The 26,095-nt window shown below is 67.3% G+C and carries 22 protein-coding genes and 2 tRNA genes; 15 read left to right on the top strand and 9 right to left on the bottom strand.

From position 1 onward, the window contains the following. Positions 1 to 8: 8 nt before the first annotated feature. From fimX to B7D75_RS25755, 5 genes are all read right to left on the bottom strand, one after another. A complete protein-coding gene (gene fimX, locus B7D75_RS25780) occupies positions 9 to 2,084 on the bottom strand; it encodes a cyclic di-GMP-binding protein FimX (protein WP_033997509.1) in 2,076 nt (691 codons plus the stop codon). Between the two features lie 64 nt (positions 2,085 to 2,148). After that, positions 2,149 to 3,972: a cyclic-di-GMP receptor FimW gene (fimW, locus tag B7D75_RS25775; RefSeq protein WP_043103387.1), complete on the bottom strand. Its 1,824-nt coding sequence runs from the start codon at positions 3,970 to 3,972 to the stop codon at positions 2,149 to 2,151. A gap of 316 nt (positions 3,973 to 4,288) precedes the next feature. Next, positions 4,289 to 5,158, bottom strand: coding sequence for an archaetidylserine decarboxylase (gene asd / locus B7D75_RS25765; protein WP_012077645.1), 870 nt, complete (start codon positions 5,156 to 5,158; stop codon positions 4,289 to 4,291). A gap of 3 nt (positions 5,159 to 5,161) precedes the next feature. After that, positions 5,162 to 5,977: a thiosulfate sulfurtransferase gene (gene rhdA / locus B7D75_RS25760; protein WP_012077644.1), complete on the bottom strand. Its 816-nt coding sequence runs from the start codon at positions 5,975 to 5,977 to the stop codon at positions 5,162 to 5,164. Positions 5,978 to 6,050: 73 nt separating this feature from the next. After that, complete coding sequence (locus tag B7D75_RS25755; RefSeq protein WP_034081298.1) at positions 6,051 to 7,562, bottom strand: HDOD domain-containing protein; 1,512 nt, start codon at positions 7,560 to 7,562, stop codon at positions 6,051 to 6,053. Positions 7,563 to 7,702: 140 nt separating this feature from the next. On the opposite strand from B7D75_RS25755, the gene motA reads away from it, so the two are divergent. Then, positions 7,703 to 8,554 (top strand): flagellar motor stator protein MotA, encoded by an 852-nt coding sequence (motA, locus tag B7D75_RS25750; protein ID WP_012077642.1) that lies wholly within the window; start codon positions 7,703 to 7,705, stop codon positions 8,552 to 8,554. A gap of 19 nt (positions 8,555 to 8,573) precedes the next feature. Beyond that, a complete protein-coding gene (motB, locus tag B7D75_RS25745) occupies positions 8,574 to 9,602 on the top strand; it encodes a flagellar motor protein MotB (protein ID WP_012077641.1) in 1,029 nt (342 codons plus the stop codon). A gap of 4 nt (positions 9,603 to 9,606) precedes the next feature. On the opposite strand, the gene rsgA is transcribed toward motB, so the two are convergent. Beyond that, positions 9,607 to 10,626, bottom strand: a complete 1,020-nt coding sequence (gene rsgA / locus B7D75_RS25740) for a small ribosomal subunit biogenesis GTPase RsgA (protein ID WP_107114557.1) — start codon at positions 10,624 to 10,626, stop codon at positions 9,607 to 9,609. A gap of 112 nt (positions 10,627 to 10,738) precedes the next feature. Between rsgA and orn the strand changes: the two genes are divergently transcribed. After that, positions 10,739 to 11,281 carry an oligoribonuclease gene (orn, locus tag B7D75_RS25735; RefSeq protein ID WP_003157127.1) on the top strand — a complete coding sequence of 181 codons (543 nt, stop codon included), beginning with the start codon at positions 10,739 to 10,741 and terminating at the stop codon, positions 11,279 to 11,281. 33 nt (positions 11,282 to 11,314) lie between these two features. Here orn and queG read toward each other — a convergent pair whose 3' ends face one another. Next, on the bottom strand, positions 11,315 to 12,400 hold the full coding sequence (gene queG / locus B7D75_RS25730) for a tRNA epoxyqueuosine(34) reductase QueG (protein ID WP_012077640.1): 1,086 nt from the start codon (positions 12,398 to 12,400) through the stop codon (positions 11,315 to 11,317). Positions 12,401 to 12,482: 82 nt separating this feature from the next. Here queG and B7D75_RS25725 point away from each other — a divergent pair, with 82 nt between their 5' ends. The 12 genes from B7D75_RS25725 (at position 12,483) to B7D75_RS25670 (ending at position 25,490) form a co-directional block, all read left to right on the top strand. Further along, the gene (locus B7D75_RS25725; protein ID WP_107114556.1) at positions 12,483 to 13,991 is read left to right on the top strand and encodes an NAD(P)H-hydrate dehydratase; all 1,509 of its coding nucleotides are present in this window, start codon (positions 12,483 to 12,485) and stop codon (positions 13,989 to 13,991) included. Continuing rightward, on the top strand, positions 13,979 to 14,446 hold the full coding sequence (tsaE, locus tag B7D75_RS25720) for a tRNA (adenosine(37)-N6)-threonylcarbamoyltransferase complex ATPase subunit type 1 TsaE (RefSeq protein ID WP_012077638.1): 468 nt from the start codon (positions 13,979 to 13,981) through the stop codon (positions 14,444 to 14,446). Before B7D75_RS25725 ends, tsaE begins: the two co-directional genes overlap by 13 nt. A gap of 8 nt (positions 14,447 to 14,454) precedes the next feature. Next, the gene (gene amiB, locus B7D75_RS25715; RefSeq protein ID WP_003123571.1) at positions 14,455 to 15,882 is read left to right on the top strand and encodes an N-acetylmuramoyl-L-alanine amidase AmiB; all 1,428 of its coding nucleotides are present in this window, start codon (positions 14,455 to 14,457) and stop codon (positions 15,880 to 15,882) included. Further along, entirely contained in the window at positions 15,882 to 17,783 is a 1,902-nt protein-coding gene (gene mutL, locus B7D75_RS25710) for a DNA mismatch repair endonuclease MutL (protein ID WP_107114555.1), read from the top strand. The genes amiB and mutL overlap by 1 nt, the downstream gene beginning before the upstream one ends. Positions 17,784 to 17,839: 56 nt before the next feature. Then, positions 17,840 to 18,811, top strand: coding sequence for a tRNA (adenosine(37)-N6)-dimethylallyltransferase MiaA (miaA, locus tag B7D75_RS25705; RefSeq protein ID WP_107114554.1), 972 nt, complete (start codon positions 17,840 to 17,842; stop codon positions 18,809 to 18,811). Positions 18,812 to 18,916: 105 nt separating this feature from the next. Beyond that, positions 18,917 to 19,165 carry an RNA chaperone Hfq gene (gene hfq / locus B7D75_RS25700; RefSeq protein ID WP_003095657.1) on the top strand — a complete coding sequence of 83 codons (249 nt, stop codon included), beginning with the start codon at positions 18,917 to 18,919 and terminating at the stop codon, positions 19,163 to 19,165. A gap of 12 nt (positions 19,166 to 19,177) precedes the next feature. Continuing rightward, positions 19,178 to 20,479, top strand: a complete 1,302-nt coding sequence (hflX, locus tag B7D75_RS25695; RefSeq protein ID WP_012077634.1) for a ribosome rescue GTPase HflX — start codon at positions 19,178 to 19,180, stop codon at positions 20,477 to 20,479. A 94-nt stretch (positions 20,480 to 20,573) separates the two neighbouring features. Further along, positions 20,574 to 21,776: an FtsH protease activity modulator HflK gene (gene hflK, locus B7D75_RS25690; protein ID WP_003156459.1), complete on the top strand. Its 1,203-nt coding sequence runs from the start codon at positions 20,574 to 20,576 to the stop codon at positions 21,774 to 21,776. Beyond that, a complete protein-coding gene (gene hflC, locus B7D75_RS25685) occupies positions 21,776 to 22,645 on the top strand; it encodes a protease modulator HflC (RefSeq protein WP_012077632.1) in 870 nt (289 codons plus the stop codon). Before hflK ends, hflC begins: the two co-directional genes overlap by 1 nt. A 95-nt stretch (positions 22,646 to 22,740) precedes the next feature. Next, positions 22,741 to 22,926 (top strand): DUF2065 domain-containing protein, encoded by a 186-nt coding sequence (locus B7D75_RS25680; protein WP_003156457.1) that lies wholly within the window; start codon positions 22,741 to 22,743, stop codon positions 22,924 to 22,926. Between the two features lie 34 nt (positions 22,927 to 22,960). Beyond that, positions 22,961 to 24,145, top strand: a complete 1,185-nt coding sequence (locus B7D75_RS25675) for an ATP phosphoribosyltransferase regulatory subunit (protein WP_107114553.1) — start codon at positions 22,961 to 22,963, stop codon at positions 24,143 to 24,145. A gap of 52 nt (positions 24,146 to 24,197) precedes the next feature. Continuing rightward, the gene (locus B7D75_RS25670; RefSeq protein ID WP_012077630.1) at positions 24,198 to 25,490 is read left to right on the top strand and encodes an adenylosuccinate synthase; all 1,293 of its coding nucleotides are present in this window, start codon (positions 24,198 to 24,200) and stop codon (positions 25,488 to 25,490) included. A gap of 153 nt (positions 25,491 to 25,643) precedes the next feature. On the opposite strand, the gene B7D75_RS25665 is transcribed toward B7D75_RS25670, so the two are convergent. Together B7D75_RS25665 and B7D75_RS25660 are read right to left on the bottom strand one after the other, a co-directional pair. Further along, positions 25,644 to 25,730: transfer RNA gene (locus tag B7D75_RS25665), tRNA-Leu, on the bottom strand. Positions 25,731 to 25,859: 129 nt separating this feature from the next. After that, positions 25,860 to 25,946, bottom strand: a tRNA-Leu gene (locus tag B7D75_RS25660). Positions 25,947 to 26,095 lie beyond the last annotated feature (149 nt).

Here is a 26,095-nt window from a genome sequence, read left to right as displayed (position 1 = left end):
CCCGTTCTTCATTCGTCTCCCGAGGAGAAGTCGTAGTCCATCGCCTGGCTCGGCCCCTGCAGGTAGTAGCCCTGGATATAGGTGGCGCCGGCCTGCCACAGGGTGGCGAGGACGCTGGCGCTTTCGACGAAGGGCACGATGCTGAGCTTTTCCTGTTCGTGCAGGTCGGCGATCAGGCCCTTGAGGATGTCCTGGTTCTCCGCCTGGTTGAGGTCCTGGACGAACGAGCCGTCGATCTTGATGAACTGCACCGTCAGGTGCTTCAGCGCGTTGAACGGGTTCAGCGAGCAGCCGAACTGGCTGATCGCCGCCTGGCACTGCAGGGTGGCCAGGCCCTGGGTCAGCTGCTTGGCCTGCTTCAGGTAGCTGGTGGCGTCGGCCTCGCTGATCTGGAACACCAGCGACTCCGGCGGCAGGCGCGCGGCCTTCAGCGCCACCCCGAGCCAGGGCAGCAGGCCGGGGTCTTGCAGGCTGGCGCTGGAGAGATGGACGAACAGCTTGGTCTGGTGCCCCTTGGCGCGATGCTCGGCGAGCAGCTTGATCGAGTTGAGGATCACCCAACGGTCGATCTTCTCCGCCAGCCCGGCTTCCTTGGCGGCATGCAGGAACTCCGCCGGCGGCACTTCCTGGCCCTGCGGATTGAGCAGGCGCAGGAGCACCTCGTAGTTCTCGTGACTGTCGCCGCGCAGGCTGATGATCGGTTGGAACAGCAGGCGGAAGCTGTTGGTGTCCAGCGCCTGCTGGAGAATCGCGATGACGTCGCCGCGCTGGGCGGCGGCGGCGAGTTCTTCCGCCGGGTTGTACTGCTTGATCTGCGAACCGCCCTTGCGCGCCGCCTCGTCGGCGCAGCGGTGCGCACGGTTCATCAGGTCCTGGGCCTTGGCGGTCTTCTCGTCGAGACCGGCGACGCCGATGCTGAGGGTCGCCTGGGCGCTGCGGCCGTTCAGCTCGAACAGGTGGTTCTCGACCTTCTTCAGCAGCCGTTGCAGGGCCGGTTGCGCCTGCTCGGGCGTCCTGCCCTTGAACAGGGCGGCGAAGATCGAGTCGCCGAAGCGCGCCAGGTCGGCTTCCTCGCCGAACTGCTCGCGCATCAGGCCGGCCAGTTGGCCGAGCAGCAGGTCGATGCCGGAAAGACCGTGGTCGGCCTGCAGCGAGGGATAGCCGTTGAGGTGGATGTAGGCCAGGGTCGACGGCTTGCGCGCGGTGACGGCCTGCTGCACGGCACCGTCCAGCAGGTCGAGGAAATGGCTGCGGTTGTAGAGCCCGGTGACCGGATCCTGGCTGCTGACTTCGCGGAGCTTCTCTTCCAGTTCGGCGTTGTCGACTTCGCTGCGGATCACCACCTGGATGCAGGGTTCGCCGTCGTAGGTGGCGGCGGACAGGCTGATGCGTGCCTTGAACTCCTGGCCGTCGAGCTTGACCCCGGTGCAGACCAGCTCGGTCTGGCGCTGGTCGTTCTGGTAGCCCTTGAGGAAGTCCTTGAAGGCGCCCTGGTCGCAGGAGGCGATCAGGTCGATCACCGGCAGGCCCTCCAGCTCCTCGGCGTCCTCGTAGCCGAACAGCGCCATGTAGGAGCGGTTGGCGTAGATGTGCATGCCGTCGTGGACGTAGGTGATGGCGTCGACCGAGCTGTCGAGCAGCAGTTGGCAGCGTTTCTCCGCTTCGCGCAGGGCGAGTTCGGCGGCCCGTCGCGCGCGGCGCTCGGCGAGGCCGGCGAGTTCGCGGTTGGCGACCAGCACCAGGCGCTCGTCCTCGCCTTGCGGCAGGGCGTCCTGGGCGCCGAGCATCAGCGCCTCGGTGATGGCGTCGGAGCCGTTGTCGGCGACCAGCTGGATGAACGGGATGTCGCGCGACTGGCGGCGCAGGGTGGCGAGCGCCTCGCCGGGGTCGAGGCATTCGCTGTCCGGTGCGGCGATCAGCAGATCCCAGCTCTGCTGGAGGGTTTCGGCGAGGTCCTCGGGGGATGTCAGTCGATGTACGCGGGTCGCGTGGCCGGCATTGCGGAACAGACTGACCAGGCGTTCGGCTTCGTTCTGCGAGTCTTCCAGAATCAGCAGGCGGATGGTTTTCTTTTCGATGGCCATGGAAAGGGCTCAGTCCGCGTCCGGGCGGGCGCGAAAAGACGACGAATGGAGGTGTCGGGGCAATCTACAGAGACTTCCAGAGCGAGTCAAAATCTTCCTCCCCCGCGTGCGGCTGGGCCACCGGCGCTGTGACCGGCTTATCGCTCGGGGTGTTCACCGGTTCCGCCGAGCGGTATTCGAACTGGCTGAAGCTGCCGGTCGAGGTCTGTCGGCGGTTGAGCAGTGCGCGGCGCTCCTCGCCGTGCAGGTTGATCTGTACCCGGCTGCCTTCCTGGAACGGCAGGCGCGGGGTGATCACCGTCGCCGGCCGCGAGATCGCGGCGATCGCGGGCAGCAGCAGGGCGCGCAGGTAGTGGCTGCTCTGCTCGGTCTTGCGCAGCAGTTGCAGGCCGCAGGGCTGGGCCGCCGGGGCGATCATCTCGATGCCCATCTGCGTGCCGCCGTTGCGCACCTGGCGGATCCAGCGCACCACCGCGATGCTCCAGGCCTGGCCGGGGAGGTCCTGGAGGCCGACCAGTTCGCCGGCCTGCAGTTGGGCGGGCACCTCCTTCGGCCAGCTCAGGCAATAACCGCCGGGACTGTGGTTGACGATGGGCAGGGCGTAGGTCGGGTAGTCCTCGGTGGCGTCGGCCTGTGCGTGGGCCTGCGGGTGCCCGGGTTGCCCACCGCGGGGCGACTGGTGCGGGCGATACTCGATTTCCTCCAGCGGCATGCCGGGCTGCCAGTCGGTGACCTTCTGCGCATCGAAGGCGCCGGCCCAGGCGTCCTGGACCTCGGCCTTGAAGCGAGGCGCCTCGGGCGCCTCCTGGATCTGCAGGACCTCGTTGAACGGCCGGCGTCCGGCGAGGAAGTAGTGCAGGGCGCTCATGCCGATGCACAGGGTCAGTTGGCCCTGTCCCTGGGTACGCTGGAAGGTGCGCTCGGCGATGTCGCCCCAGGCCGAGGAAAGATGCTGGAGGAGGTCCACGGTGACCCCTTCGATCAACGGCAGGCGCGCCTTCGCGCGTTCGGCCTCGGGCAGCAGCAGGTATTCGCGGATCAGGTCGACCAGGGGTTGGGGGTCGATGCCCAGTGCGTTGGCCTGCGGGTTCTCCGGGTACAGCGAGCGGTAGCGTGGCGGGCCGTCGATCTGCGGCACGGCGACGAACAGCGAGCCGGGTAGCGCCGCAGCCTGTATCGACAGCAACTGGCTCCACGGCTCGAGGACTTCGGCGAGCCGGGCGATATTGTTCTGGCGCATCTGGTTGCAGCGCGCGCAGCCCAGCAGCAGCGGAATCAGGTAGGCCTGTTCGACGCTCAGGCCGCGGGTGTGCTTGGCCAGTTCGTCGCGCACGGCGAGGCGGTGCACGCCGCGCTGGCTGGCCAGTTGGTAGAGCTGGTGCAATTCCAGCCACAGCCCTTCGGGCACCGGGCAGTACAGCTGGTTGGCGCGGACCAGCGGCCCGCACAGGCTGCGGATCGCCCGCTGGATACCGACCGCCAGCAGTTGCGCGCGCTCGCGGTTGTTGCGCGGCGCTTCCTGCACGACGATCAGCTTGTAGCCGATGGCCAGGTGGTTCTGCAGCGCCTGGCAGAGATTGGCGATCTTGCGTGGGCGCTCGTCGAGGACGATGGCCTGGTTGAGGAAGTGCCGCTCCAGATGGGAGCAGACGAAATGAACTTCCGGACGGAACAGTTCGAGCAGTTGCAGGCGTGCCTCGGCGGGCAGCACCAGCTGGTTGAGTTCGATCAGGCCCTGGTAGAGCTGGCGCGCGGTTTCCCCGAGGTTGGCCTTGGGCAGGTGCGCCAGCCAGTACCTGAGGTCCTTCGGGGTGGCGTCGCAGAAGCTCAGGTTCTGCTGCGTCGGAGTGGGGACGCGCAACGAGAGGTGGGGGCTCTGGTTTTCCATGTGGGGTTAGACGGCTCCGCTACTTGAAAGGCTCCGCAGGGCACGACGCCCCGGAGAGGTGCCGGACATCCGATCGCCGCGGCTGCGCCCCTGCTTTCTTAACACGGGGAGCTGATTCAACGTCGTGGCCAGGCGAGGAACTGTGCGGTAGTCCGCTTTCCTGGACATCGGGCCGGCGAACCGGTCCCGCCTAGGACTTTTCCGAACTCTAGCAGTATAGAAACGGACTCGCAGCTTCTCGGACGACGCGGTCCCGCCGGTAACGCCCGGCGGGGAAGATGCGGGACGGAACCCTGCCGGTCCCGGTCCCGGGGGCTCAGGCCTGTTTCGGCAGCGCCAGGCATTCGCCCATGCGCACCGGGGTGGCTGCGCCGAGGCCTTGCGCGAAGGCGACCTGTTGCGGGCCGAACAGGACGATGGCGGTGGAGCCGAGCTTGAAGCGGCCCAGTTCGGCGCCTTTCTCCAAGTGGATCGGCGCGCGTGCGGCCTCGTCGTAGCGGAAGGTCTTCAGCTCGCGCTTCGGCGGCGTGACCAGGCCGGCCCAGACGGTCTCGATGGAGGCAACGATCATCGCGCCGACCAGCACCACGGCCATCGGTCCGCGCTCGGTGTCGAACAGGCAGACCACCCGTTCGTTGCGGGCGAACAGCTCGGGGACGTTTTCCGCGGTGGTCCGGTTCACCGAGAACAGCCGCCCGGGCACGTAGACCATCTCGCGCAGAGTGCCGGCCAGCGGCATGTGCACGCGGTGGTAGTCGCGCGGCGACAGGTAGACGGTGGCGAAGTCGCCGCCCATGAACGGCGCGGCCAGTTCGGCATCGCCGCCGAGCAGTTCGGCCAGGCTGTAGCTGTGGCCCTTGGCCTGGAAGATCCGCCCGTGCTCGATCGGGCCGAGCTGGCTGATCGCTCCATCCGCCGGGCAGAGCACCGCGCCGGGCTCCTGGGCCGGCGGGCGGGCGCCGTCCTTCAGGGCGCGGGTGAAGAACGCGTTGAAGTGTTCATAGGCCTGCAGGTCCTCGACCTGCGCCTCGCGCATGTCGACCTGGTAGCGCCGGGCGAACCAGGCGATCAGGCGGTCCTTGAACCAGGTCGCACGGCAGTCGGCGGCGAAGCCGACCAACCGGGACAGCAGATGGTGCGGCAGCAGGTATTGGCAGCAGATGAACAGGCGATCTTTGAACGACATTCCTCAAACCTCTACAGGGGTATCGGGGTGGTTGCCCCATTCCGACCAGGAGCCGGCGTAGCCTTTGACCCGCGGGTAGCCCAGGGCCTTGGCGACCAGATAGGTGAAGCCGGAGCGATGATGGGTCTGGCAGTGGGTGATCACTTCCTTGTCCGGCGTGATGCCGAGGTCCTCCAGGACCTCGGCGATATCCGTGCGGATGCGCAGGGCGCGAGCCGGGTCCATGCCGGCGGTCCATTCGAAATTGATCGCGCCGGGCACGTGCCCGGCCTTTGCTGCGAGCACCTTGGTGCCGGCGTATTCGCTGGGGTTGCGAGCATCCCATACCGCCAGGTCGGCGGCGCCGAGGCGGCTTTGCAGGTATTCGCGGGTGGCGGTGGGCTCGTCGTGCAACGTCAGCGGCAGCGGGCCGCCGGCAGGCGCCGGGACCTCGCGGTCGAGCGCCCGGGTCTCGGCGAGCCAGGCCGGCAGGCCACCGTTGAGATAGTGGTAGCGGTGGTGGCCGATCACGTCGAGCAGCCAGATGAAACGGCCGGCCCAGCCGCCGCCTTCGTCGTCGTAGACCACGTAGGTCGCCTGCGGGCGGTGGCCCAGTTCGCCGAACAGGGCTTCCAGGTCGGCCTTGGCCGGCAGCAGGCCGGGTGCCGGGGGTTGTCCCCACTGGGTGCGTTTGGGATCGACGAAACGCGCGCCGGGGATGTGCCCTTCGGCGTAGCGGGTGGCACTGGTCAGGTCGACCAGGATCAGCTCGGGTGCGCCCAGGCGCGCCTCGAGATCGCTGGGCTCGATCACCAATGGCAGGTCGGAGAAGACGGACATGCGAGTACCCCCGGGTTGGAAAGGGCAGCAGTTTAACGGAAAGCGTGCCTGTCCAGTGCGCCGGGCTGGCCGTTCATTCCGTCCGACGCTGGCGGCCGAACTGCTGGACCGCGCGCTCGGTGCATTGGGCGGTCTTGGCGAAGGCCTGGGCGTGAAGGTCGCTAAATGGCTGGCCGGCGAGGTCGGCGAGGAGCAGCATCACCACCCGCGTACCGTTGCCCAGCGAGCGCAGCAGCAGGTGTGGACCGGGGAACCGCTGGCGCAGCGGCTCGGGGAGGGCCGGCAGCAATTGATCCTGGTTGTTCGGGCCGATGCGCAGCAGGGCCGGTTGCTGGAACAGCTTCTGCAACAGCGGGCTGCCGGCAATCTCCAGTTGCAATTTCTCCTGGCCGGGTTCGAGGCCGGAGGTCTGCTGCGCCTGCAGATGCATCTGGGTACGGTCGGCGACCAGCAGCATCACCCGTTGCAGGCCGCAGGCGCGCAGCGCATCGCGGGCGCAGGCGGTGAGCTGCACCACGTTGCTGAAGGGACTCGGTTCGCGCAGCAGCTCGGCGCAGTGCCTGCGCCATTCGGCCAGGGCTTCCGCCGAGGGCGGCGGTGGCGGTGCCGCCTCGGCCCGCCAGCGGCGCGTCTGCCAGGGCCAGATCAAGGCCACCGCCGGATGCCACAGCGGCGGCCGGGCGTGCAGGCGCGCGCTCTGCGCGGCGAGCATGTGCACCTGCTGCTGGACTTCGGTCAGCGGCTGGCCCAGGTAAAGGCCGGTCAGGCGCTGCCAGCGCAGCATGTGCGGCCCGTCCCAACTCTGGTGCGCGGCGATGGCCAGGCCGTTGGCGAGGAGAGTGCAGTTGGCCGGCTGGGTCAGCCAGCGGGCGAGATCGGGCTGGGCATCGAGTTGCTGTTGCTGGAGCAGGGGCGACTGGTGGTCGCGGGCGATGCGCAGGGCCCGGACCAGCAGGCGCCGGTCGCAGGCCAGCAGGCGATAGCCCTGGATCACCCACTGCGGCAACCGCCAGCGCTCGGCCAGCGCCAGGCAGATCGGCAGCAGGCGCATGCCGAGCAGTTCGCGCTCCACCCGCAAGGTCGGTTCGCCCTGTACCAGCACGCGCTGCTGCCACTGCTCCAGCAGTTGCGGTCGGGCGTTGGCCAGGGCCCAGACCGGCGCCATGGTCAGCAGGCTGCCCCAGTGGATTTCCTGCCAGAGTCGGGCCAGGCGCGCGCCGAACAGGCCGCTGGCCTGTTGCATGGCGTGCTGGCTGATCAGCAGCATCTGTGCGAGGACGCGGGGCATGTCGGCATCCTGGATGCTCGGCAGGGTCTTCAGAAGTTGGCTCGCGCGCGCCAGTCCCAGGCGACTGAGGGCGACCTCCAGGCTTTCCGCCGGATTGTCGCGGGCGCTTTCGGCGCGGTTGGCCTCGCGCAGGATGGACAGCGCCAGGGTCGGGCTGCCCTGCAACTGGTCGGCGATATCGCGCAGCGAACGGCGGCTGTCGCTCAGCGCGGCATGCAGGCTGGCGTACTGGCTGGCGGGGATCGGCAGGGGTTGCCGGTCGAGTTCTTCGAGCCAGGCGGCGAGGCGGTCTGTCATGGGTGTCGGGCTCGGTCTCGGCGAGGCGGCGAACTGGCTTTTCGAGTATTCGGACTATAGTCTTGCGGCTAGCTACCGATAACAAGAGGGAGCCTAGCAGTCCCCCTCCTTATCCTGTTCATTTCGTACGTCCGGTCCTCATGTCAAAAATCATCGGCATCATCGTCGTTTTCGCCAGCGTCCTCGGAGGCTATCTGCTCTCCGGTGGCAAGATCGGCGCCATCATCCAGCCCTTCGAGGTCCTGATCATCGGTGGCGCGGCCCTCGGGGCCTTCCTCCAGGCCAACCCCGGCAACACCTTCATGGTGGTACTGAAGAAAGCGCCGAAGATGTTCGGCCATCGCTTCACCCAGACCTTCTACCTGGAAGTGCTGGGCATGCTCTACGAGATCCTCAACAAGAGCCGGCGCGAGGGCATGATGGCGATCGAGGCGGATATCGAGGACCCCTCCGCCAGCCCGATCTTCAGCAAGTACCCGGGGGTGCTGAAGGACGAGCGGATGACCGCCTACGTCTGCGACTACCTGCGCATCATGTCCTCCGGGAACATGGCGCCGCACGAGCTGGAAGGCCTGTTCGACATGGAGCTGTCGAGCCTCAAGGAGGACCTCGAGCACCCGTCCCATGCGGTGACCAAGGTCGCCGACGCCCTGCCGGGCTTCGGCATCGTCGCCGCGGTGCTGGGCATCGTGATCACCATGGCGCTGCTCGGCGAGGGCAGCCAGGCGGAGATCGGCCACCATGTCGCCGCCGCGCTGGTCGGGACCTTCCTCGGCATCCTCGCCGCCTATGGCTTCGTCGGCCCGCTGGCCGGCGCCCTCGAGCACGACGCCAAGGAGGAGCTGAACCTGTTCGAGGCGATCAAGGCCTGCCTGGTCGCCTCCGCATCCGGCATGCCGCCGTCGCTGGCCGTCGAGTTCGGCCGCAAGGTACTGCTGCCCGGCCATCGGCCGACCTTCGCCGAACTCGAGCAGGCCGTGCGCGGCCGCTGAGTGGAGGCATAGTCGATAGATGGACAACAACCAGCCGATCATCGTCAAGCGCGTCAAGCGCTATGCCGCCGGCCACCACGGCGGCTCGTGGAAGATCGCCTTCGCCGACTTCGCCACGGCGATGATGGCGTTCTTCCTGGTGCTCTGGCTGCTGTCGTCGGCCACGCCGGAGCAGAAGAAGGCGATCTCCGGCTACTTCCAGGACCCCATCGGCTTCAGCGAAAGCGCCAGTCCCTATGTCATCGACCTCGGTGGCACGCCGACGCCGGCGCCGGACAAGACCCTCAACCCGCAGGTCCAGGCCCAGCCCGACTCCAACGAAAGCCGGATCAGTCCCGAGCAGGACCACCAGGTCAACGCCGACCAGGCCGAGAGCCTGGCCGAGCAGGTGGAGCGCGAGCGCCTGGCGCTGTTGCTGCAGGAGTTGCAGAACAAGGTCGACGAAAATCCGATGCTCAAGGACTTCAAGGACCAGATCCACTTCGAGATCACCCGCGACGGCCTGCGCATCCAGATCGTCGACGCCGCCAACCGGCCGATGTTCGATCTCGGCAGCGCGCGCCTGCAGCCATATTTCGAGGACATCCTGCTGGCGATGGCCGAGACCATCCGCCAGGTGCCGAACAAGATCAGCATCAGCGGCCACACCGATGCCAAGCCCTACGCCGGCAACGGCGACTTCGGCAACTGGGAGCTGTCGGCCAACCGCGCCAACGCCGCGCGCCGCGCGCTGGTAGCCGGTGGTTATCCAGAGACGCAGATATCCCAGGTGGTCGGCTACGCCTCGGCGCGACTGTTCGACGACAAGGACCCGTTGAACCCGGTCAACCGGCGGATCGATATCGTGGTCCTGACCCGCAAGGCACAGAAGGCCATCGAAGGCGAAACCGGCGCACCCGCGGCGGCTCCAGCCGAGCAGCCGGCGCCTCCGGCCGGCGCGCCGGCGACGGGCGCCCAGCCGCCGCTGCCGGCGGACGAGGTGCAGAAGAAGCTCAACCTGTTCGACGATGGCGGCAGCCTGAAGCTGGATCAGATCAGGGGCAATTGAATCTTCAGTAGTCCGCTTCCGGCATGCTCGCCAGAATGTGCCGGTAGCTGGCCATCCGTTGCGGCATGATGCGGCCGTCTTCCAGGGCCTGGAGCAGGGCGCATCCCGGTTCACGGTCGTGCTTGCAGTCGCGGAAGCGGCAATGCCCGAGCAGTTCGCGGAATTCGATGAAGCCGGCCTCGACATCGTCGCGCGACACGTGGCCCAGGCCGAACTCACGGATGCCGGGCGAGTCGATCAGGTCGCCGCCGCCGGGAAAATGGAACAGGCGCGCGGTGGTGGTGGTGTGGGTACCCTTGCCGGTCACCGTGGAGAGATCGCCGACGCGGGTGTCGACGCCCGGCAGCAAGGCATTCACCAGCGACGACTTGCCGACCCCGGACTGTCCGACGAAGACGCTGACGTGGCCGTCGAGAGCGCCGCGCAGTTCGTCCATGGCCAGGCCGTTGAAGGCCGAGACTTCGATCAGCGGATAACCCAGGGTGCGGTAGACATTCAGCAACGCATCGATGTCTTCTGCATTGCTCTCGTCGACCAGGTCGGCCTTGTTCAGGAGCAGCAGCGGCTGGATGCCGGCATGTTCGGCAGCGATCAGGTAGCGATCGATCAGATTGGCGTGGGGCTCGGGGCGCGGGGCGAAGACGATGACTATCCGGTCGACATTGGCCGCCACCGGCTTGAGCAGGCCGCGCATGTCCGGTCGGCACAGCTCGGAGCGCCGCGGCAGTTGCGCGACGATCACGCCGATGCCCTGGTTGCCGGCGCGCCAGACCACCTGGTCGCCCGTCACCAGCGCCGGCAGGTTGGCCCGCAGGTGGCAGCGCGAGACCTGGCCGTCGGTCGACTCGACCTCGACCTGCACCCCGAAGTGGGCGATCACCTGGCCGGTCTGCTCCGGCCCCAGGTCGCCACCTTCCATCTCCTCGACCGCGCGCGACTCGCGGCGCGCCGCCCGGGCCGCGCGTTCTTCCTGGATCTTTTCGATGCGCCAGCTCTGCCGGCGGGTCAAGTGGCGTCTGGCCATGATGCGTCCGCAAGAAAAATCGGCGGCGAGTTTAGCATGGGCGCGACGCCACCATTCGCGCGGCGGCGTTCCACGCTAGAATGCACGGCATAGCGACTGGAGCGACTCCCCCATGCAGAACCCGCAGAACCTTATCTGGATCGACCTGGAGATGACCGGCCTCGATCCGGACCGGGACGTCATCATCGAGATGGCCACCATCGTCACCGACAGTGACCTCAACACCCTGGCCGAAGGCCCGGTGATCGCCATCCACCAGCCGGAGGAAGTCCTCGCCGGCATGGACGAGTGGAATACCCGCCAGCACGGCCAGTCCGGGCTCACCCAGCGGGTCCGGGAAAGCACCGTGAGCATGGCCGAGGCCGAGGCGCAGACCCTGGCCTTCCTCGAGCAGTGGGTGCCCAAGCGCAGTTCGCCGATCTGCGGCAACAGCATCTGCCAGGACCGCCGCTTCCTCTATAGGCACATGCCCAGGCTGGAAGGCTATTTCCACTACCGCAACCTCGACGTCTCGACCCTCAAGGAACTGGCCGCGCGCTGGGCGCCGCAGGTCCGCGAAAGCTTCAAGAAGGGCAACACCCACCTGGCGCTGGACGATATCCGCGAGTCGATCGCCGAACTGCGCCACTACCGCGACCACTTCATCAAGCTCTGATCCGCCCTGTCCGGGCGGCAGGCGCCGGCCGGGCTAGGTTTCCCCGTGGCGCCTCAGCGCCCATTCCACGTGCTCGCGGACCAGTTCCGAAGGATGCTCGCGGCGCGCCTTCAGCGCTTCCAGCACCGGGATGGTCGAGGGCGCGTTGCCCAGCCCCACCGCCAGGTTGCGCAGCCAGCGCTCGTAGCCGGCGCGGCGCAGCGGAGAACCCTCGGTGCGGCCGAGGAACTCCTCTTCGCTCCAGAGGAACAGTTCGGCAAGACCGGCATTGTCCAGGCTGTGGCGCGGCTGGAAGTCGCCCTGCCCGGTGGGACGGGCGAAGCGGTTCCACGGGCAGACGATCTGGCAGTCGTCGCAGCCGAATACCCGGTTGCCGATCAGCGGCCGCAGCTCCAGCGGGATCGCACCCTTGTACTCGATGGTGAGGTAGGAGATGCAGCGCCGCGCGTCCAGCCGGTAGGGGCCGACGAAGGCGGCGGTCGGGCAGATGTCCAGGCACGCGGAGCAGCGCCCGCAGTGTTCGCTGGCCATCGCCGGATCGACCGGTAGCGGCACGTCGACGAACAGCTCGCCGAGGAAGAAGTAGCTACCGGCCTTGCGGTTGAGCACCAGGGTGTTCTTGCCGATCCAACCGAGTCCGGCCTGCTCGGCGATGGCCTTTTCCAGCACCGGCGCGCTGTCGACGAAGGCGCGGAAACCGAACGGGCCGATCTCGCCCTGGATGCGCTCGGCCAGTTGCTGCAGGCGCTTGCGGATCAGCTTGTGGTAGTCGCGGCCAAGTGCGTAGCGCGATACGTAGGCTTTTTCCGGGGCCGCCAGGACCTGCGCCATGCGTGTGTCGCCGGGCAGGTAGTCCATGCGCAGGGAAATCACCCGCAGGGTGCCGGGGACCAGCTCGGCCGGACGCGAGCGCTTGCTGCCGTGCGCCGCCATGTAGTCCATTTCGCCGTGGTAGCCCGCTTCCAGCCAGCGCTGCAGGTGCCCTTCGTGCTCGCCCAGGTCGACATCGCCGATGCCGACCTGCTGGAAGCCCAGCTCGCGGCCCCAGTCCTTGATGGACTGGGCGAGGCGGAGCGGGTCCGGCGGGGAAAGGCGGTCGGCCAGCGGCTGGGGAGTCATGGCGATTCGATGAAGACGAGGGAAAGCGAATGGGTACAGGTATAATTCTGCCAGACTGCGCGTCCGACGCCGAATCGATCCGATGACCATGACCTTCCAGCACGACGACCTGCCACTCGCCCTCTATTCCGCCGCCCAGGTGCGCGACCTCGATGCGCGCCTGATCGCCGCCGGGACACCGGGCTTCGAACTCATGCAGCGCGCGGCCCATGCCGCCTGGCGCGCATTGCGCCGGCGCTGGCCGGAGGCCGGGGCGCTGACCGTGCTCGCCGGGCATGGCAACAATGCCGGCGACGGCTACCTGGTCGCGGCGCTGGCGCAGCGCGCCGGCTGGCGCGTGCGGGTGCTGGCGGTCGCGGCGGCGGATCGTCTCTCCGGCGATGCCGCGCAGGCCCATGCCACGGCCCTGGATGCCGGCGTCGCGGTGCAACCGTGGAGCGAATGCGCCGAACTCGAGGGCGTGCTGGTCGACGCCATGCTCGGCACCGGCCTGGCCGGCGCGGTCCGCGAACCTTTCGCCCAGGCGATCCGCCTGGCCAACGCCGCCGGCCTGCCGGTCCTGGCGGTGGACATCCCTTCCGGCCTGAGCGCCGACACCGGCGCGGTATTGGGGGAGGCGATCCGGGCGGACCTGACGGTGACTTTCGTCGGGCTGAAGCTCGGGCTGTTCACCGGCGAGGCGCCGGAACGGGTCGGTGAACTGGTATTCGACGACCTGGGCGGCGACGCCGCCGCGGTCGCGCCGCTCCCGCCCCTGGCGCGGCGCCTGGCGCACCGCGACCTGCCAAGGTTGGCGGCACGGCCGCGGACCGCCCACAAGGGGCTCTTCGGCCATCTGCTGGTGGCCGGCGGCGACGCCGGGATGGGCGGAGCGGTGCTGCTGGCCGCGGAAAGCGCCCTGCGCTGCGGCGCCGGCCTGGTCTCGGCGGCGACCCGCGTCGAACACGTACCGGCGCTGCTGGGCCGTTGCCCCGAGGTCATGGCCCATGGCGTGGCTTCGGCGAACCAGTTGCTGGCTCTCGCCGAACGCGCCAGCGTGCTGGTGCTCGGTCCCGGGCTCGGCCAGAGGGCCTGGGGGCGCAGCCTGCTGAGCGCCGCCCGGGGGCGGCCATTGCCGCAGGTCTGGGATGCCGACGCGTTGAACCTGTTGGCCCTGGAACCGGTCGGAGCAGGGCCGCAGGCGTGGATCCTGACGCCGCATCCCGGCGAGGCCGCGCGCCTGTTGCGCCGCACGACCGCGCAGGTGCAGGCGGATCGCCCGGCTGCGGCGCTGGAATTGGCGCGTCGCTATCAGGCGGTGGTGGTACTCAAGGGCGCCGGCAGCCTGGTCGCCTCGCCCGACGGTCGCCTCGCCGTCTGTTCCCGGGGGCACCCGGCGATGGCCGGAGCCGGCCTGGGCGACATACTGTCGGGTGTCATCGGTGCCTTGCTGGCCCAGGGCATGGTGGCGTTCGACGCGGCCTGCCTGGCGGTCTGGCTGCACGCAGCCGCCGGTGAGCGGCTGGGCGCCCAGGGTCGCGGGCTGGTGGCGACCGATCTCGTACCTACCGTTCGTCAGTTGCTCGAGGAGTGCAGTCCGTGTCTGAAGTGATCCTGTCCGCCGAAGGGGAAGACGCGATGGTCGAACTGGGCGGGCGCATCGCCCGGGCCAGCGGCGGGCAGGGGGTCATCTACCTGCACGGCGACCTCGGCGCCGGCAAGACCACCCTCTCGCGCGGCATCCTGCGCGGCCTCGGCCATGCCGGCTCGGTGAAAAGCCCGACCTTCACCCTGGTCGAGCCCTACGAAATCGGCGAGCTGCGCGCCTACCATTTCGACCTGTACCGGCTCGCCGATCCGGAGGAACTGGAGTTCTTCGGCATCCGCGACTATTTCGACGGCAGCGCGCTCTGCCTGATCGAGTGGCCCGAGCGCGGCGCGGGCGTTTTGCCAACCGCCGATCTGGACATTACCATTACTGCCCAAGCGGGTGGACGGACACTGCGCCTGGTACCGCATGGTGCGCGGGGCGAAGCCTGGTGTGCCACCCTGACCATGGGAGCATGAGAAAAACGATGGGTTGGGGCTTGCGTCTGCGGACGTTGTTGACTGGGGTGATGATTCTGCTGGCCTGTCAGGTCGGCGAGGTTCTGGCCGCCGCGCAAATCAAGAGCGTGCGGATCTGGCGCGCTCCGGACAACACCCGTCTGGTCTTCGATCTCTCCGGCCCGGTGCAGCACAGCCTGTTCACCCTGGCCGCGCCCAACCGTATCGTCATCGACGTCAGCGGCGCCCAACTGGCGACCCAGCTCAACGGCCTCAAGCTCGGCAACACCCCGATCACCGCGGTGCGCTCGGCCCAGCGCACGCCGAACGACCTGCGCATGGTCCTCGACCTGTCCGCCCAGGTCACCCCGAAGAGCTTCGTCCTGCCACCCAACCAGCAGTATGGCAACCGCCTGGTGGTCGATCTCTATGACCAGGGCGCCGACCTGACCCCGGACGTGCCGGCGACACCGACCCCGAGCGTGCCGGTCACCCCGGTGACACCGACCCAACCGGTGGCCAAGCTGCCGCTGCCGACCAAGGGTGGCACCCGCGACATCGTCATCGCCATCGACGCCGGGCACGGCGGCGAGGACCCCGGCGCCCTCGGCCCGGGCGGCCTGCACGAGAAGAACATCACCCTGTCGATCGCCCGCGAGTTGCAGCGGCAGATCAACCAGGTGCGCGGCTACCGTGCCGAACTGACCCGCACCGGCGACTACTTCATCCCGCTGCGCAAGCGCACCGAGATCGCCCGCAAGAAGGGCGCCGACCTGTTCGTCTCGATCCATGCCGACGCCGCGCCGAGCCGCAGCGCCTTCGGCGCCTCGGTGTTCGCCCTGTCCGACCGCGGCGCCACCTCGGAAACCGCGCGCTGGCTGGCCGACAGCGAAAACCGTTCCGACCTGATCGGCGGCGACGGCAGCGTCAGCCTCGGCGACAAGGACCAGATGCTCGCCGGCGTGCTGCTCGACCTGTCGATGACCGCGACCCTGTCGTCGAGCCTGGATGTCGGGCACAAGGTGCTGACCAATGTCGGACGCATCACCTCGCTGCACAAGCGCCGGGTGGAGCAGGCCGGATTCATGGTGCTGAAATCGCCGGACATTCCCTCGATCCTGGTGGAAACCGGCTTCATCTCGAACGTCAACGAGTCGCGCAAGCTGGCCAGCGCCAGTCACCAGCAGGCCCTGGCGCGTTCGATCACCAGCGGCATCCGCCAGTACTTCCAGCAGAGCCCGCCGCCCGGCACCTACATCGCCTCGTTGCGCGCCCAGGGCAAGTTGTCGATGGGGCCGCGCGAGCACGTGGTGCGGCCCGGAGAGACCCTGGCGATGATCGCCCAGCGCTATGAAGTGAGCATGGCCGCGCTGCGCAGCAGCAACAGCCTGTCCAGCGACAACCTGAAAGTCGGCCAGGCCCTGTCCATCCCGAGCACCGCCCTGGCGGCCCAGTGATGAGCGAAGCGCCGCGTATCCAGCTGCTCAGTCCGCGGCTGGCGAACCAGATCGCCGCCGGTGAGGTGGTCGAGCGTCCCGCCTCGGTGGCCAAGGAACTGCTGGAGAACAGCCTCGATGCCGGCGCCCGGCGTATCGACGTGGAAGTCGAGCAGGGTGGCGTCAAGCTGCTGCGGGTGCGCGACGACGGTCGCGGCATCCCCGCCGATGACCTGCCGCTGGCCCTGGCTCGCCACGCCACCAGCAAGATCCGCGAGCTGGAAGACCTGGAGCGGGTGATGAGCCTCGGCTTCCGCGGCGAGGCGCTGGCCTCGATCAGCTCGGTGGCGCGCCTGACCATGACCTCGCGCACCGCCGACGCCGGCGAAGCCTGGCAGGTGGAGACCGAGGGCCGCGACATGCAGCCGCGAGTGCAGCCGGCGGCGCACCCGGTGGGAACCAGCGTCGAGGTTCGCGACCTGTTCTTCAACACCCCGGCGCGGCGCAAGTTCCTGCGTGCGGAGAAGACCGAGTTCGACCATCTGCAGGAAGTCATCAAGCGCCTGGCGCTGGCCCGTTTCGACGTGGCCTTCCACCTGCGCCACAACGGCAAGACCATCTTCGCCCTGCACGAGGCGCGCGACGAGCTGGCGCGCGCGCGCCGGGTCGGCGCGGTGTGCGGCCAGGCGTTCCTCGAGCAGGCGTTGCCGATCGAGGTCGAGCGCAATGGCCTGCACCTGTGGGGCTGGGTCGGCTTGCCGACCTTCTCCCGCAGCCAACCGGATCTGCAGTATTTCTATGTGAACGGGCGCATGGTGCGCGACAAGCTGGTCGCCCACGCGGTGCGCCAGGCCTATCGCGACGTGCTGTACAACGGCCGGCACCCGACCTTCGTGCTGTTCTTCGAGGTCGATCCGGCGGTGGTCGACGTCAACGTGCATCCGACCAAGCACGAAGTGCGCTTCCGCGACAGCCGGATGGTCCATGACTTCCTCTATGGCACCCTGCATCGCGCGCTGGGCGAGGTTCGCCCCGACGACCAGCTCGCGCCGCCGGGGGCGACCAGCCTGATCGAGCCGCGTCCGACCGGTGCCGCCGCCGGCGAATTCGGCCCGCAGGGCGAGATGCGCCTGGCCGAAAGTGTGCTGGAGAGCCCGGCGGCGCGGGTGGGTTGGAGCGGCGGTGCATCCTCGTCCGGCGCTTCCTCCGGCTATTCCGCCTACACCCGGCCGGAGGCGCCGCCCTCGCTGGCCGAGGCCGGCGGCGCCTACAAGGCCTACTTCGCGCCGCTGCCCGCCGGCGAGGCGCCGGCCGCGCTGCCCGAAAGCGCCCAGGACATCCCCCCGCTGGGTTACGCCCTGGCGCAACTCAAGGGCATCTACATCCTCGCCGAGAACGCCCACGGCCTGGTGCTGGTGGACATGCACGCGGCCCACGAGCGGATCACCTACGAGCGCCTCAAGGTGGCGATGGCCAGCGAAGGCTTGCGTGGTCAACCGCTGCTGGTGCCGGAGTCGATCGCGGTCAGCGAGCGCGAGGCGGATTGCGCCGAGGAGCACTCCGGCTGGTTCCAGCGTCTGGGCTTCGAGTTGCAGCGATTGGGCCCGGAAACCCTGGCGATCCGACAGATCCCGGCGCTGCTCAAGCAGGCGGAGGCGACCCAACTGGTACGCGACGTCATCGCCGACCTGCTGGAGTACGGCACCAGCGACCGTATCCAGGCGCATCTGAACGAACTGCTCGGGACCATGGCCTGCCACGGAGCGGTCCGTGCCAATCGACGCCTGACGTTGCCGGAAATGAACGCCCTGCTGCGCGACATGGAGATCACCGAGCGCAGCGGCCAGTGCAACCATGGGCGTCCGACCTGGACCCAGCTGGGCCTGGACGAACTGGACAAGCTCTTTCTGCGCGGCCGCTGAGCTTGCGGCTTCGGGCGCAAAGCCCGAAGCTATGCGCTTTGTCCAAGAGCTTTCCGATGCCTTCCCTGCCTCCCGCCATCTTCCTCATGGGGCCGACCGCCGCCGGCAAGACCGACCTGGCGATGGCGTTGGCCGATGCGCTGCCCTGCGAGCTGATCAGCGTCGACTCGGCGCTGATCTACCGCGGCATGGATATCGGTACGGCCAAGCCTTCCCGGGAGTTGCTGGCGCGCTATCCGCACCGCCTGATCGATATCCGCGACCCGTCCGAGAGCTATTCGGCCGCCGAATTCCGCGCCGACGCCCTGGCGGCGATGGCCGAGGCCACCGCGCGCGGCAGGATTCCCCTGCTGGTGGGGGGCACCATGCTCTATTACAAGGCGTTGCTCGAAGGCCTGGCCGACATGCCCGGTGCCGATCCCGAGGTGCGCGCCGCGCTCGAGGCCGAGGCGCGGGCCGAAGGCTGGGAGGCGCTGCATCGGCAACTCGCCGAGGTCGACCCGGAGTCGGCCGCGCGAATCCATCCCAGCGATCCGCAACGGCTGATGCGGGCGCTGGAGGTCTATCGCGTCGGCGGCGTGTCGATGAGCGAACTGCGTCGCCGGCAAAGCGCTGAAAAGGCGGATTTTGACGCGTCAGGCAGGAATCAATTGCCGTATACTGTCGCCCAGCTGGCGATTGCTCCCGAGCAGCGCCAGGTGTTGCACGCGCGGATTGCGCAGCGTTTTCGCCAGATGCTGGAACAGGGTTTCATCGCCGAGGTCGAAGCACTGCATGCCAGAAGTGACTTGCATGCAGGATTACCGTCTATTAGAGCCGTGGGTTACCGTCAGGTGTGGGATTACCTGGACGGCAAGCTGTCCTACGCTGAAATGACCGAGCGCGGCATCATCGCAACCCGCCAGTTGGCCAAGCGCCAGTTCACCTGGCTGCGAGGCTGGAGCCATCTACACTGGATGGACAGCCTAGCAGGTGACAATCTGCCGCGTGCCTTGAAATACCTGAAAACGGTCTCCATATTGGCCTGAGACCTTAATTTGTCCGTCTGTTTCCGGAGCGAGTCCGGAGGTTTGGACGGCGCCAAGTCACCCTATTCGACTACTCAAACTACGATCCTTAAAGGAGTGCGGCACATGTCAAAAGGGCATTCGCTACAAGACCCTTACCTCAATACCCTGCGGAAAGAACGCGTTCCGGTTTCCATCTATCTGGTCAACGGCATCAAGCTGCAGGGCCAGATCGAGTCGTTCGACCAGTTTGTCATCCTGCTGAAGAACACCGTCAGCCAGATGGTTTACAAACACGCGATCTCCACCGTGGTACCGAGCCGTCCGGTGCGTCTGCCGAGCGGCGACCAGCCGGCCGAGCCGGGCAACGCTTGACGGGAGTCCGCTTTGTTCTTTGAGCGCCCAGGTGGTGGGGAACAGGCTGTTCTGGTGCATCTGGAAGGGCAGAACCCCGAGGCGCGCGAAGATCCGCAGGAGTTCCAGGAACTGGTGCGTTCGGCCGGCGCGGAAACGGTGGCATTCGTCAGCGTGTCCCGCCACCAGCCGAGCGCCAAGTATCTCATCGGCAGTGGCAAGGTCGAGGAACTGCACGACCTGGTCAAGGCCGAGAACGTCGAGCTGGTGATTTTCAACCACACCCTGACGCCCAGCCAGGAGCGCAATCTCGAGCGTGCGTTCGAGTGTCGCGTGCTCGACCGGACCGGGCTGATCCTCGACATCTTCGCCCAGCGCGCGCGGACCCACGAAGGCAAGTTGCAGGTGGAACTGGCGCAGCTGGAGCACATGAGCACGCGGCTGGTCCGCGGCTGGACCCACCTCGAACGGCAGAAGGGCGGTATCGGCCTGCGCGGACCGGGTGAAACCCAGCTGGAAACCGACCGGCGCCTGTTGCGCGTGCGCATCCGCCAGATCAAGCAGCGCCTGGAGAAGGTCCGCAGCCAGCGCGAGCAGGCCCGCCGTGGGCGCAAGCGTGCGGACATCCCGGCGGTATCGCTGGTCGGCTATACCAACGCCGGCAAGTCGACCCTGTTCAATGCGCTCACCTCGTCCGAGGTGTACGCCGCCAACCAGTTGTTCGCCACCCTCGACCCGACCCTGCGTCGCCTGCAGCTGGACGACCTCGGGCCGGTGGTGCTGGCCGACACGGTGGGTTTCATCCGCCACCTGCCGCACAAGCTGGTGGAGGCCTTCCGCGCTACGCTGGAGGAATCGAGCAATGCCGACCTCCTCCTGCACGTGATCGATGCCCACGAGCCCGAGCGGGACGCGCAGATCGAGCAGGTGCTGGCGGTGCTCGGCGAGATCGGCGCCAACGAACTGCCGATGCTCGAGGTCTATAACAAGGTCGACCTGCTACCCTCGGTCGAACCGCACATCCAGCGCGACGATGCCGGCAAGCCGGTGCGCGTCTGGCTGTCGGCGCAGACCGGCGAAGGCCTCGACCTGCTGCGTCAGGCCATCGCCGAGCTGCTCGGCGAGGACCTGTTCGTCGGTACCTTGCGCCTGCCCCAGCGGCTCGGGCGCCTGCGCGCCCAGCTGTTCGAGCTGGGCGCGGTGCAGTCCGAGGCACACGATGAGGAAGGTTGTACCCTGCTGCAGGTGCGCCTGCCGCGGGCCGAGTTGAATCGCCTGGCGAGCCGCGCAGGTTGGCAGCCGGCGGAGTTCGTTGCGCAACACACTTTGCAATAAAGCCCGTATCGCTGCTTTTGGCAGCGGGCAGGGCATTCGGTAGCATGGGTGGCCGCGCCGCAGGCGCGTTTCGCGTTACTAGATGGAGAGCGCTATGGCTTGGAACGAGCCGGGTGACAACTCGAACAACAACGATCGAGACCCGTGGGGAGGCCGCCGCGGTGGTGGTGGCGGCGGTGGTGACCGCAAGGGGCCGCCCGACCTGGATGAGGCTTTCCGCAAGCTTCAGGACAGCCTGAACGGGCTGTTCGGTGGAAAAAAACGCAGTGGCAACGGCTCCGGCTCCGGTTCCGGCGGCAAGGGCGGTGGCCTGGGCCTGTTCGGCATCGGCCTGGCGATCCTCGCCGTGCTCTGGCTGTACAACGCCATCTATGTGGTGGACGAGCAGGAGCAGGCGGTCATCCTGCGCTTCGGCAAGTACTACGAGACGGTCGGTCCCGGCCTGAACTTCTACTTCCCGCCGATCGACAAGCGCTTCCAGGAGAACGTCACCCGCGAGCGTGCGTACAGCAAGCAGGGGCAGATGCTCACCGAGGACGAGAACATCGTCGAGGTGCCGCTGACCGTGCAGTACAAGATCAGCAACCTGCAGGACTTCGTGCTCAACGTCGACCAGCCCGAGGTCAGCCTGCAGCAGGCGACCGAGAGCGCGCTGCGGCATGTCGCCGGCTCCACCACCATGGACCGGATCCTCACCGAAGGCCGCGAGCAGATGGCGACCGAGGTGCGCGAGCGCCTGCAGCGCTTCCTGGATACCTACAAGACCGGTATCACCGTGACCCAGGTGAACATCCAGAGCGCCCAGGCTCCGCGCGAGGTGCAGGAAGCGTTCGACGACGTGATCCGCGCCCGCGAGGACGAGCAGCGCGAGAAGAACCAGGCCGAGGCCTATGCCAACGGCGTGGTGCCGGAAGCGCGCGGCCAGGCGCAGCGCATCATCGAGGAGGCCAACGGCTACCGCGACGAAGTGATCTCCCGCGCCCAGGGTGAGGCGGACCGCTTCTCCAAGCTGCTGGTCGAGTACCGCAAGGCGCCGGAAGTGACGCGCGAGCGCCTGTACCTGGACACCATGCAGGAAGTCTTCAGCCAGACCAGCAAGGTGCTGGTGACCGGCCAGCAGGGGCAGAACAACCTGCTCTACCTGCCGCTGGACAAGATGATCGATGGTCGTAACGCCGCTCCCGCAGCGGGTGCCGGCGCCTCCACCGGTGGTGGCAGCGCCAGCGCTTCGGACCTGGGTTCGCGGATCGTCAACGACCTGCGCCAGCAAGACGCGCGTACGAGGGAGAGCCGCTGATGGGCAACAAGTCTTTGATCGCTCTGATCGTCGGTGTCGTCGCCGCCATCGTGCTGTGGAACAGCGTCTACGTGGTCCAGCAGACCGAGCGCGCGGTCATGCTGCGCTTCGGCCGGGTGGTCGAGTCCGACGTCAAGCCGGGCCTGCATTTCAAGATCCCGTACGTCAACCAGGTGCGCAAGTTCGATGCCCGCCTGCTGACCCTGGACGCCCCGACCCAGCGCTTCCTGACCCTGGAGAAAAAGGCGGTGATGGTTGATGCCTATGCCAAGTGGCGGGTGGCGGACGCCGAGCGCTTCTACACCGCGACCTCGGGTCTCAAGCAGATCGCCGACGAGCGTCTGTCGCGGCGCCTGGAGGCGGGCCTGCGCGACCAGTTCGGCAAGCGTACCCTGCACGAAGTGGTGTCCGGCGAGCGCGATGCGCTGATGGGCGACATCACCGCGTCGCTGAATCGCATGGCGCAGAAGGAGTTGGGTATCGAGGTGATCGACGTGCGGGTCAAGGCCATCGACCTGCCGAAGGAAGTCAACCGCAGCGTCTTCGAGCGGATGAGCACCGAGCGTGAGCGCGAGGCCCGCGAGCACCGTGCCAAGGGTCGCGAACTGGCCGAAGGCATTCGCGCCGACGCTGACCGCCAGCGCCGGGTGATCGTCGCCGAGGCCTATCGCGAGTCGGAAGAGACCCGCGGTGACGGGGACTCCAAGGCTGCCGCGATCTACGCCAAGGCCTACAACCAGGATCCGGAGTTCTACGCGTTCTACCGGAGCCTGAAGGCCTATCGCGAGAGCTTCGCCGAGAAGCGCGACGTGCTGGTGCTCGATCCGAGCAGCGAGTTCTTCCGCTACCTGAACAAGGCCAACAAGTAATCCGCGGTTCTCCGGCGGGCGGCAGCGCCCGTCGGAGAAATCGTGTTATGATGAGCCAGCCGGGAAATCCCGGCTTTTTTGCGTCCGCGAGAATCATGTGGCAGGAATTCGGCATCGCGTTTTGTCTGGTACTGGTGCTGGAAGGCATCCTGCCGTTCCTGTGCCCGCGGCAGTGGCGCGAGGCGGTCTCCGGCATCGGCCGGTTGAGCGACCGTCATCTGCGTCTCGTGGGGCTGGGCAGCATGCTGCTCGGCACCCTGCTTCTTTACTGGATTCACTGATGATGTGCCGCCCGGCTGAAAGGGGAGAGGCGAAATGGCAACGGTAGACCGCTGGCTGCTGCCAGATGGGATCGAAGAGGTGCTGCCCCCGGAGGCGGCGCGCATCGAAGCAGCCCGCCGTCAGGTGCTGGATCTGTTCCACCGCTGGGGTTACGAGTTCGTCGTGACCCCGCATATCGAATACCTGGAGTCACTGCTCACGGGCGCGGGACAGGACCTCGACCTGCGCACCTTCAAGGTGACCGACCCGGCGTCCGGCCGGCTCATGGGGTTCCGCGCCGACATCACGCCGCAGGTGGCGCGGATGGACGCGCACAGCCTGCGTCGCGAGGGGCCGAGCCGGCTGTGCTATGCCGGCAGCGTGCTGCATGCGCAACCGCGCGCGCTGTCCACCTCGCGCAGTCCGATCCAGCTGGGCGCCGAACTGTACGGCGACGCCAGTCCGGCCAGCGATGTCGAGGTGATCAGCCTGATGCTGGACATGCTCGAGATGGCGGAAGTGCCGGATGTACACATGGATCTCGGCCACGTCGGCATCTACCGTGGCCTGGCCCGCGCGGCCGGGCTTTCCGGCGAGGTCGAGCAGCAGCTGTTCGACGCCTTGCAGCGCAAGGCGGTGGACGAGGTCGAGGCCTTGACCGCGAGCCTGCCGGGCGAGCTGCGCGACATGCTGCGCGCGCTGGCCGAACTGTGTGGTGGGCGCGACGCGCTCGAGCAGGGGCGTGTGCGCCTGGCCGCGGCGCCGGCCGAGGTGCAGGTGGCACTGAACGAGCTGATCGAGATCGCCGACTCGCTGGCCGCACGCTTCCCGGGCTTGCCGCTGTATTTCGACCTCGGCGAACTGCGCGGCTATCACTATCACACCGGGGTAGTGTTCGCGGCCTTCGTGCCCGGCGTTGGCCAGTCCATCGCCCAGGGCGGTCGCTATGACGATATCGGTGCCGACTTCGGGCGTGCCCGACCGGCAACCGGTTTTTCCACCGATTTGAAAAACCTGGTCACTCTCGGCCAGGCCCGGCTGGACCAGGCAGTGTCGGGTATCTGGGCGCCGGCCGAAGGGGGCGGCCTCTGGCAGGCGGTGCAGCGACTGCGCCGCGACGGGCAGCGTGTCGTCCAGGCACTGCCCGGGCAGGATGCGGCTTCTGCGCGCGAGGCGGGCTGCGACCGGCAGCTGGCGCTGCGCGATGGCAATTGGCAGGTGGCGCCGCTGGCGTCCTGAGATTTCCGCCGGCCGCGGCCGGCATCGAACTTCCACGATGGGGACAAGTGTTATGGGTAAGAATGTCGTAGTCCTGGGCACCCAGTGGGGTGATGAGGGCAAGGGCAAGATCGTCGACCTGCTCACCGAGCAGGCGGCTGCCGTAGTTCGCTACCAGGGTGGTCACAACGCTGGCCACACCCTGGTGATCGATGGCGAGAAAACCGTCCTGCACCTGATTCCATCGGGCATCCTGCGCGAAGGCGTGCAGTGCCTGATCGGCAATGGCGTGGTGCTGGCGCCCGATGCGCTGCTGCGCGAAATCACCAAGCTGGAAGAGAAGGGCGTGCCGGTGCGCGAACGCCTGCGCATCAGTCCGTCCTGCCCGCTGATCCTGTCCTACCACGTCGCTCTCGACCAGGCGCGCGAGAAGGCCCGCGGCGAAGCCAAGATCGGCACCACCGGTCGCGGCATCGGCCCGGCCTACGAGGACAAGGTGGCGCGCCGTGGCCTGCGCGTCGGCGACCTGTTCCATCGCGAGCGCTTCGCCGCCAAGCTGGGCGAGCTGCTGGACTACCACAACTTCGTCCTTCAGCACTATTACAAGGAGCCGGCCATCGACTTCCAGAAGACTCTGGACGAGGCGATGGAATATGCCGAGCTGCTCAAGCCGATGATGGCCGATGTCGCCGCGACCCTGCACGACCTGCGCAAGCATGGCAAGGACATCATGTTCGAAGGCGCCCAGGGATCGCTGCTGGACATCGACCACGGCACCTATCCCTATGTGACCAGCTCCAACACCACCGCCGGCGGCACCGCCACCGGTTCCGGCTTCGGCCCGCTGTACCTGGACTACGTGCTGGGAATCACCAAGGCCTACACCACCCGTGTCGGTTCCGGTCCGTTCCCGACCGAGCTGTTCGACGACGTCGGCGCCTACCTGGCCAAGCGCGGCCACGAGTTCGGCGCCACCACCGGTCGCGCTCGCCGCTGCGGCTGGTTCGACGCCGTGATCCTGCGTCGCGCCATCGAGATCAACAGCATTTCCGGCCTGTGCCTGACCAAGCTCGACGTGCTCGATGGCCTGGACGTGGTGCGGCTGTGCGTCGGCTACAGGAATGCCGATGGCGACGTGCTGGAAGCGCCGACCGATGCCGACAGCTACATCGGCCTGCAGCCGGTCTACGAGGAAATGCCCGGCTGGAGCGAGTCGACCGTGGGAGCGAAGACCCTGGAAGAGTTGCCGGCCAACGCCCGCGCCTACATCAAGCGCGTGGAAGAGCTGGTGGGTGCGCCGATCGATATCATCTCCACCGGTCCGGACCGCAACGAAACCATTATCCTGCGCCATCCGTTCGCCTGAGGCGGATAGCGGGACGATGACGGAACGGGCTGCGCATGCAGCCCGTTTTCATTTCCGGGGCGGCGCAGCGGCGAGTGGAGGAGGGGTGTGCTTCGAAGGGGGAAATCGCGGACAACAAAAAGCCGAGCGATGCTCGGCTGTTTGTCTTGAAGATGGTGCCCAGGAGAAGACTCGAACTTCCACGGTGTTGCCACCGCTAGGACCTGAACCTAGTGCGTCTACCAATTCCGCCACCTGGGCATGCTTTTCAGCATTGTGCGATGATCGCTCATCGACTTGGATGTTGCAAACCTTGCTGCAGTTTCAATGCCTGGTAGTGGCTGAACTGCTAAAACAAAGGCAGTCTAATGTCTGGCTTTGTCTGAAATATGGTGCCCAGGAGAAGACTCGAACTTCCACGGTGTTGCCACCGCTAGGACCTGAACCTAGTGCGTCTACCAATTCCGCCACCTGGGCACTGGAGTCGATGATCGCTCATCGTTTCCGTGTTACAACGTCTCAGCAACGTTGTGGGCGCGAACTATACGAGTACGCATTGTGCTTGTAAACCCCTGATGCGATAAAAATTATTCTGCTGCCGAAGCTGACCGACGAAGCGTTTTCGC

It is taken from the genome of Pseudomonas paraeruginosa, from assembly GCF_003025345.2.
In the GTDB taxonomy this organism is placed as follows: Bacteria; Pseudomonadota; Gammaproteobacteria; order Pseudomonadales; family Pseudomonadaceae; genus Pseudomonas; species Pseudomonas paraeruginosa.
Note: the sequence above shows the minus strand (reverse complement) of the source record. Positions and strands in the feature narration are given on the sequence as shown.

Bases quoted from the DNA above. Each gene is read 5' to 3' on its own strand.
- B7D75_RS25675 (WP_107114553.1), top strand. From the start codon at position 22,961: ATGGCAACGGTAGACCGCTGGCTGCTGCCAGATGGGATCGAAGAGGTG.
- motA (WP_012077642.1), top strand. From the start codon at position 7,703: ATGTCAAAAATCATCGGCATCATCGTCGTTTTCGCCAGCGTCCTCGGA.
- B7D75_RS25670 (WP_012077630.1), top strand. From the start codon at position 24,198: ATGGGTAAGAATGTCGTAGTCCTGGGCACCCAGTGGGGTGATGAGGGC.
- B7D75_RS25755 (WP_034081298.1), bottom strand. From the start codon at position 7,562: ATGACAGACCGCCTCGCCGCCTGGCTCGAAGAACTCGACCGGCAACCC.
- queG (WP_012077640.1), bottom strand. From the start codon at position 12,400: ATGACTCCCCAGCCGCTGGCCGACCGCCTTTCCCCGCCGGACCCGCTC.
- fimX (WP_033997509.1), bottom strand. From the start codon at position 2,084: ATGGCCATCGAAAAGAAAACCATCCGCCTGCTGATTCTGGAAGACTCG.
- asd (WP_012077645.1), bottom strand. From the start codon at position 5,158: ATGTCGTTCAAAGATCGCCTGTTCATCTGCTGCCAATACCTGCTGCCG.
- amiB (WP_003123571.1), top strand. From the start codon at position 14,455: ATGGGTTGGGGCTTGCGTCTGCGGACGTTGTTGACTGGGGTGATGATT.
- fimW (WP_043103387.1), bottom strand. From the start codon at position 3,972: ATGGAAAACCAGAGCCCCCACCTCTCGTTGCGCGTCCCCACTCCGACG.
- hflK (WP_003156459.1), top strand. From the start codon at position 20,574: ATGGCTTGGAACGAGCCGGGTGACAACTCGAACAACAACGATCGAGAC.
- hflC (WP_012077632.1), top strand. From the start codon at position 21,776: ATGGGCAACAAGTCTTTGATCGCTCTGATCGTCGGTGTCGTCGCCGCC.
- mutL (WP_107114555.1), top strand. From the start codon at position 15,882: ATGAGCGAAGCGCCGCGTATCCAGCTGCTCAGTCCGCGGCTGGCGAAC.
- rhdA (WP_012077644.1), bottom strand. From the start codon at position 5,977: ATGTCCGTCTTCTCCGACCTGCCATTGGTGATCGAGCCCAGCGATCTC.
- motB (WP_012077641.1), top strand. From the start codon at position 8,574: ATGGACAACAACCAGCCGATCATCGTCAAGCGCGTCAAGCGCTATGCC.
- B7D75_RS25725 (WP_107114556.1), top strand. From the start codon at position 12,483: ATGACCATGACCTTCCAGCACGACGACCTGCCACTCGCCCTCTATTCC.
- miaA (WP_107114554.1), top strand. From the start codon at position 17,840: ATGCCTTCCCTGCCTCCCGCCATCTTCCTCATGGGGCCGACCGCCGCC.
- rsgA (WP_107114557.1), bottom strand. From the start codon at position 10,626: ATGGCCAGACGCCACTTGACCCGCCGGCAGAGCTGGCGCATCGAAAAG.
- hfq (WP_003095657.1), top strand. From the start codon at position 18,917: ATGTCAAAAGGGCATTCGCTACAAGACCCTTACCTCAATACCCTGCGG.
- B7D75_RS25680 (WP_003156457.1), top strand. From the start codon at position 22,741: ATGTGGCAGGAATTCGGCATCGCGTTTTGTCTGGTACTGGTGCTGGAA.
- orn (WP_003157127.1), top strand. From the start codon at position 10,739: ATGCAGAACCCGCAGAACCTTATCTGGATCGACCTGGAGATGACCGGC.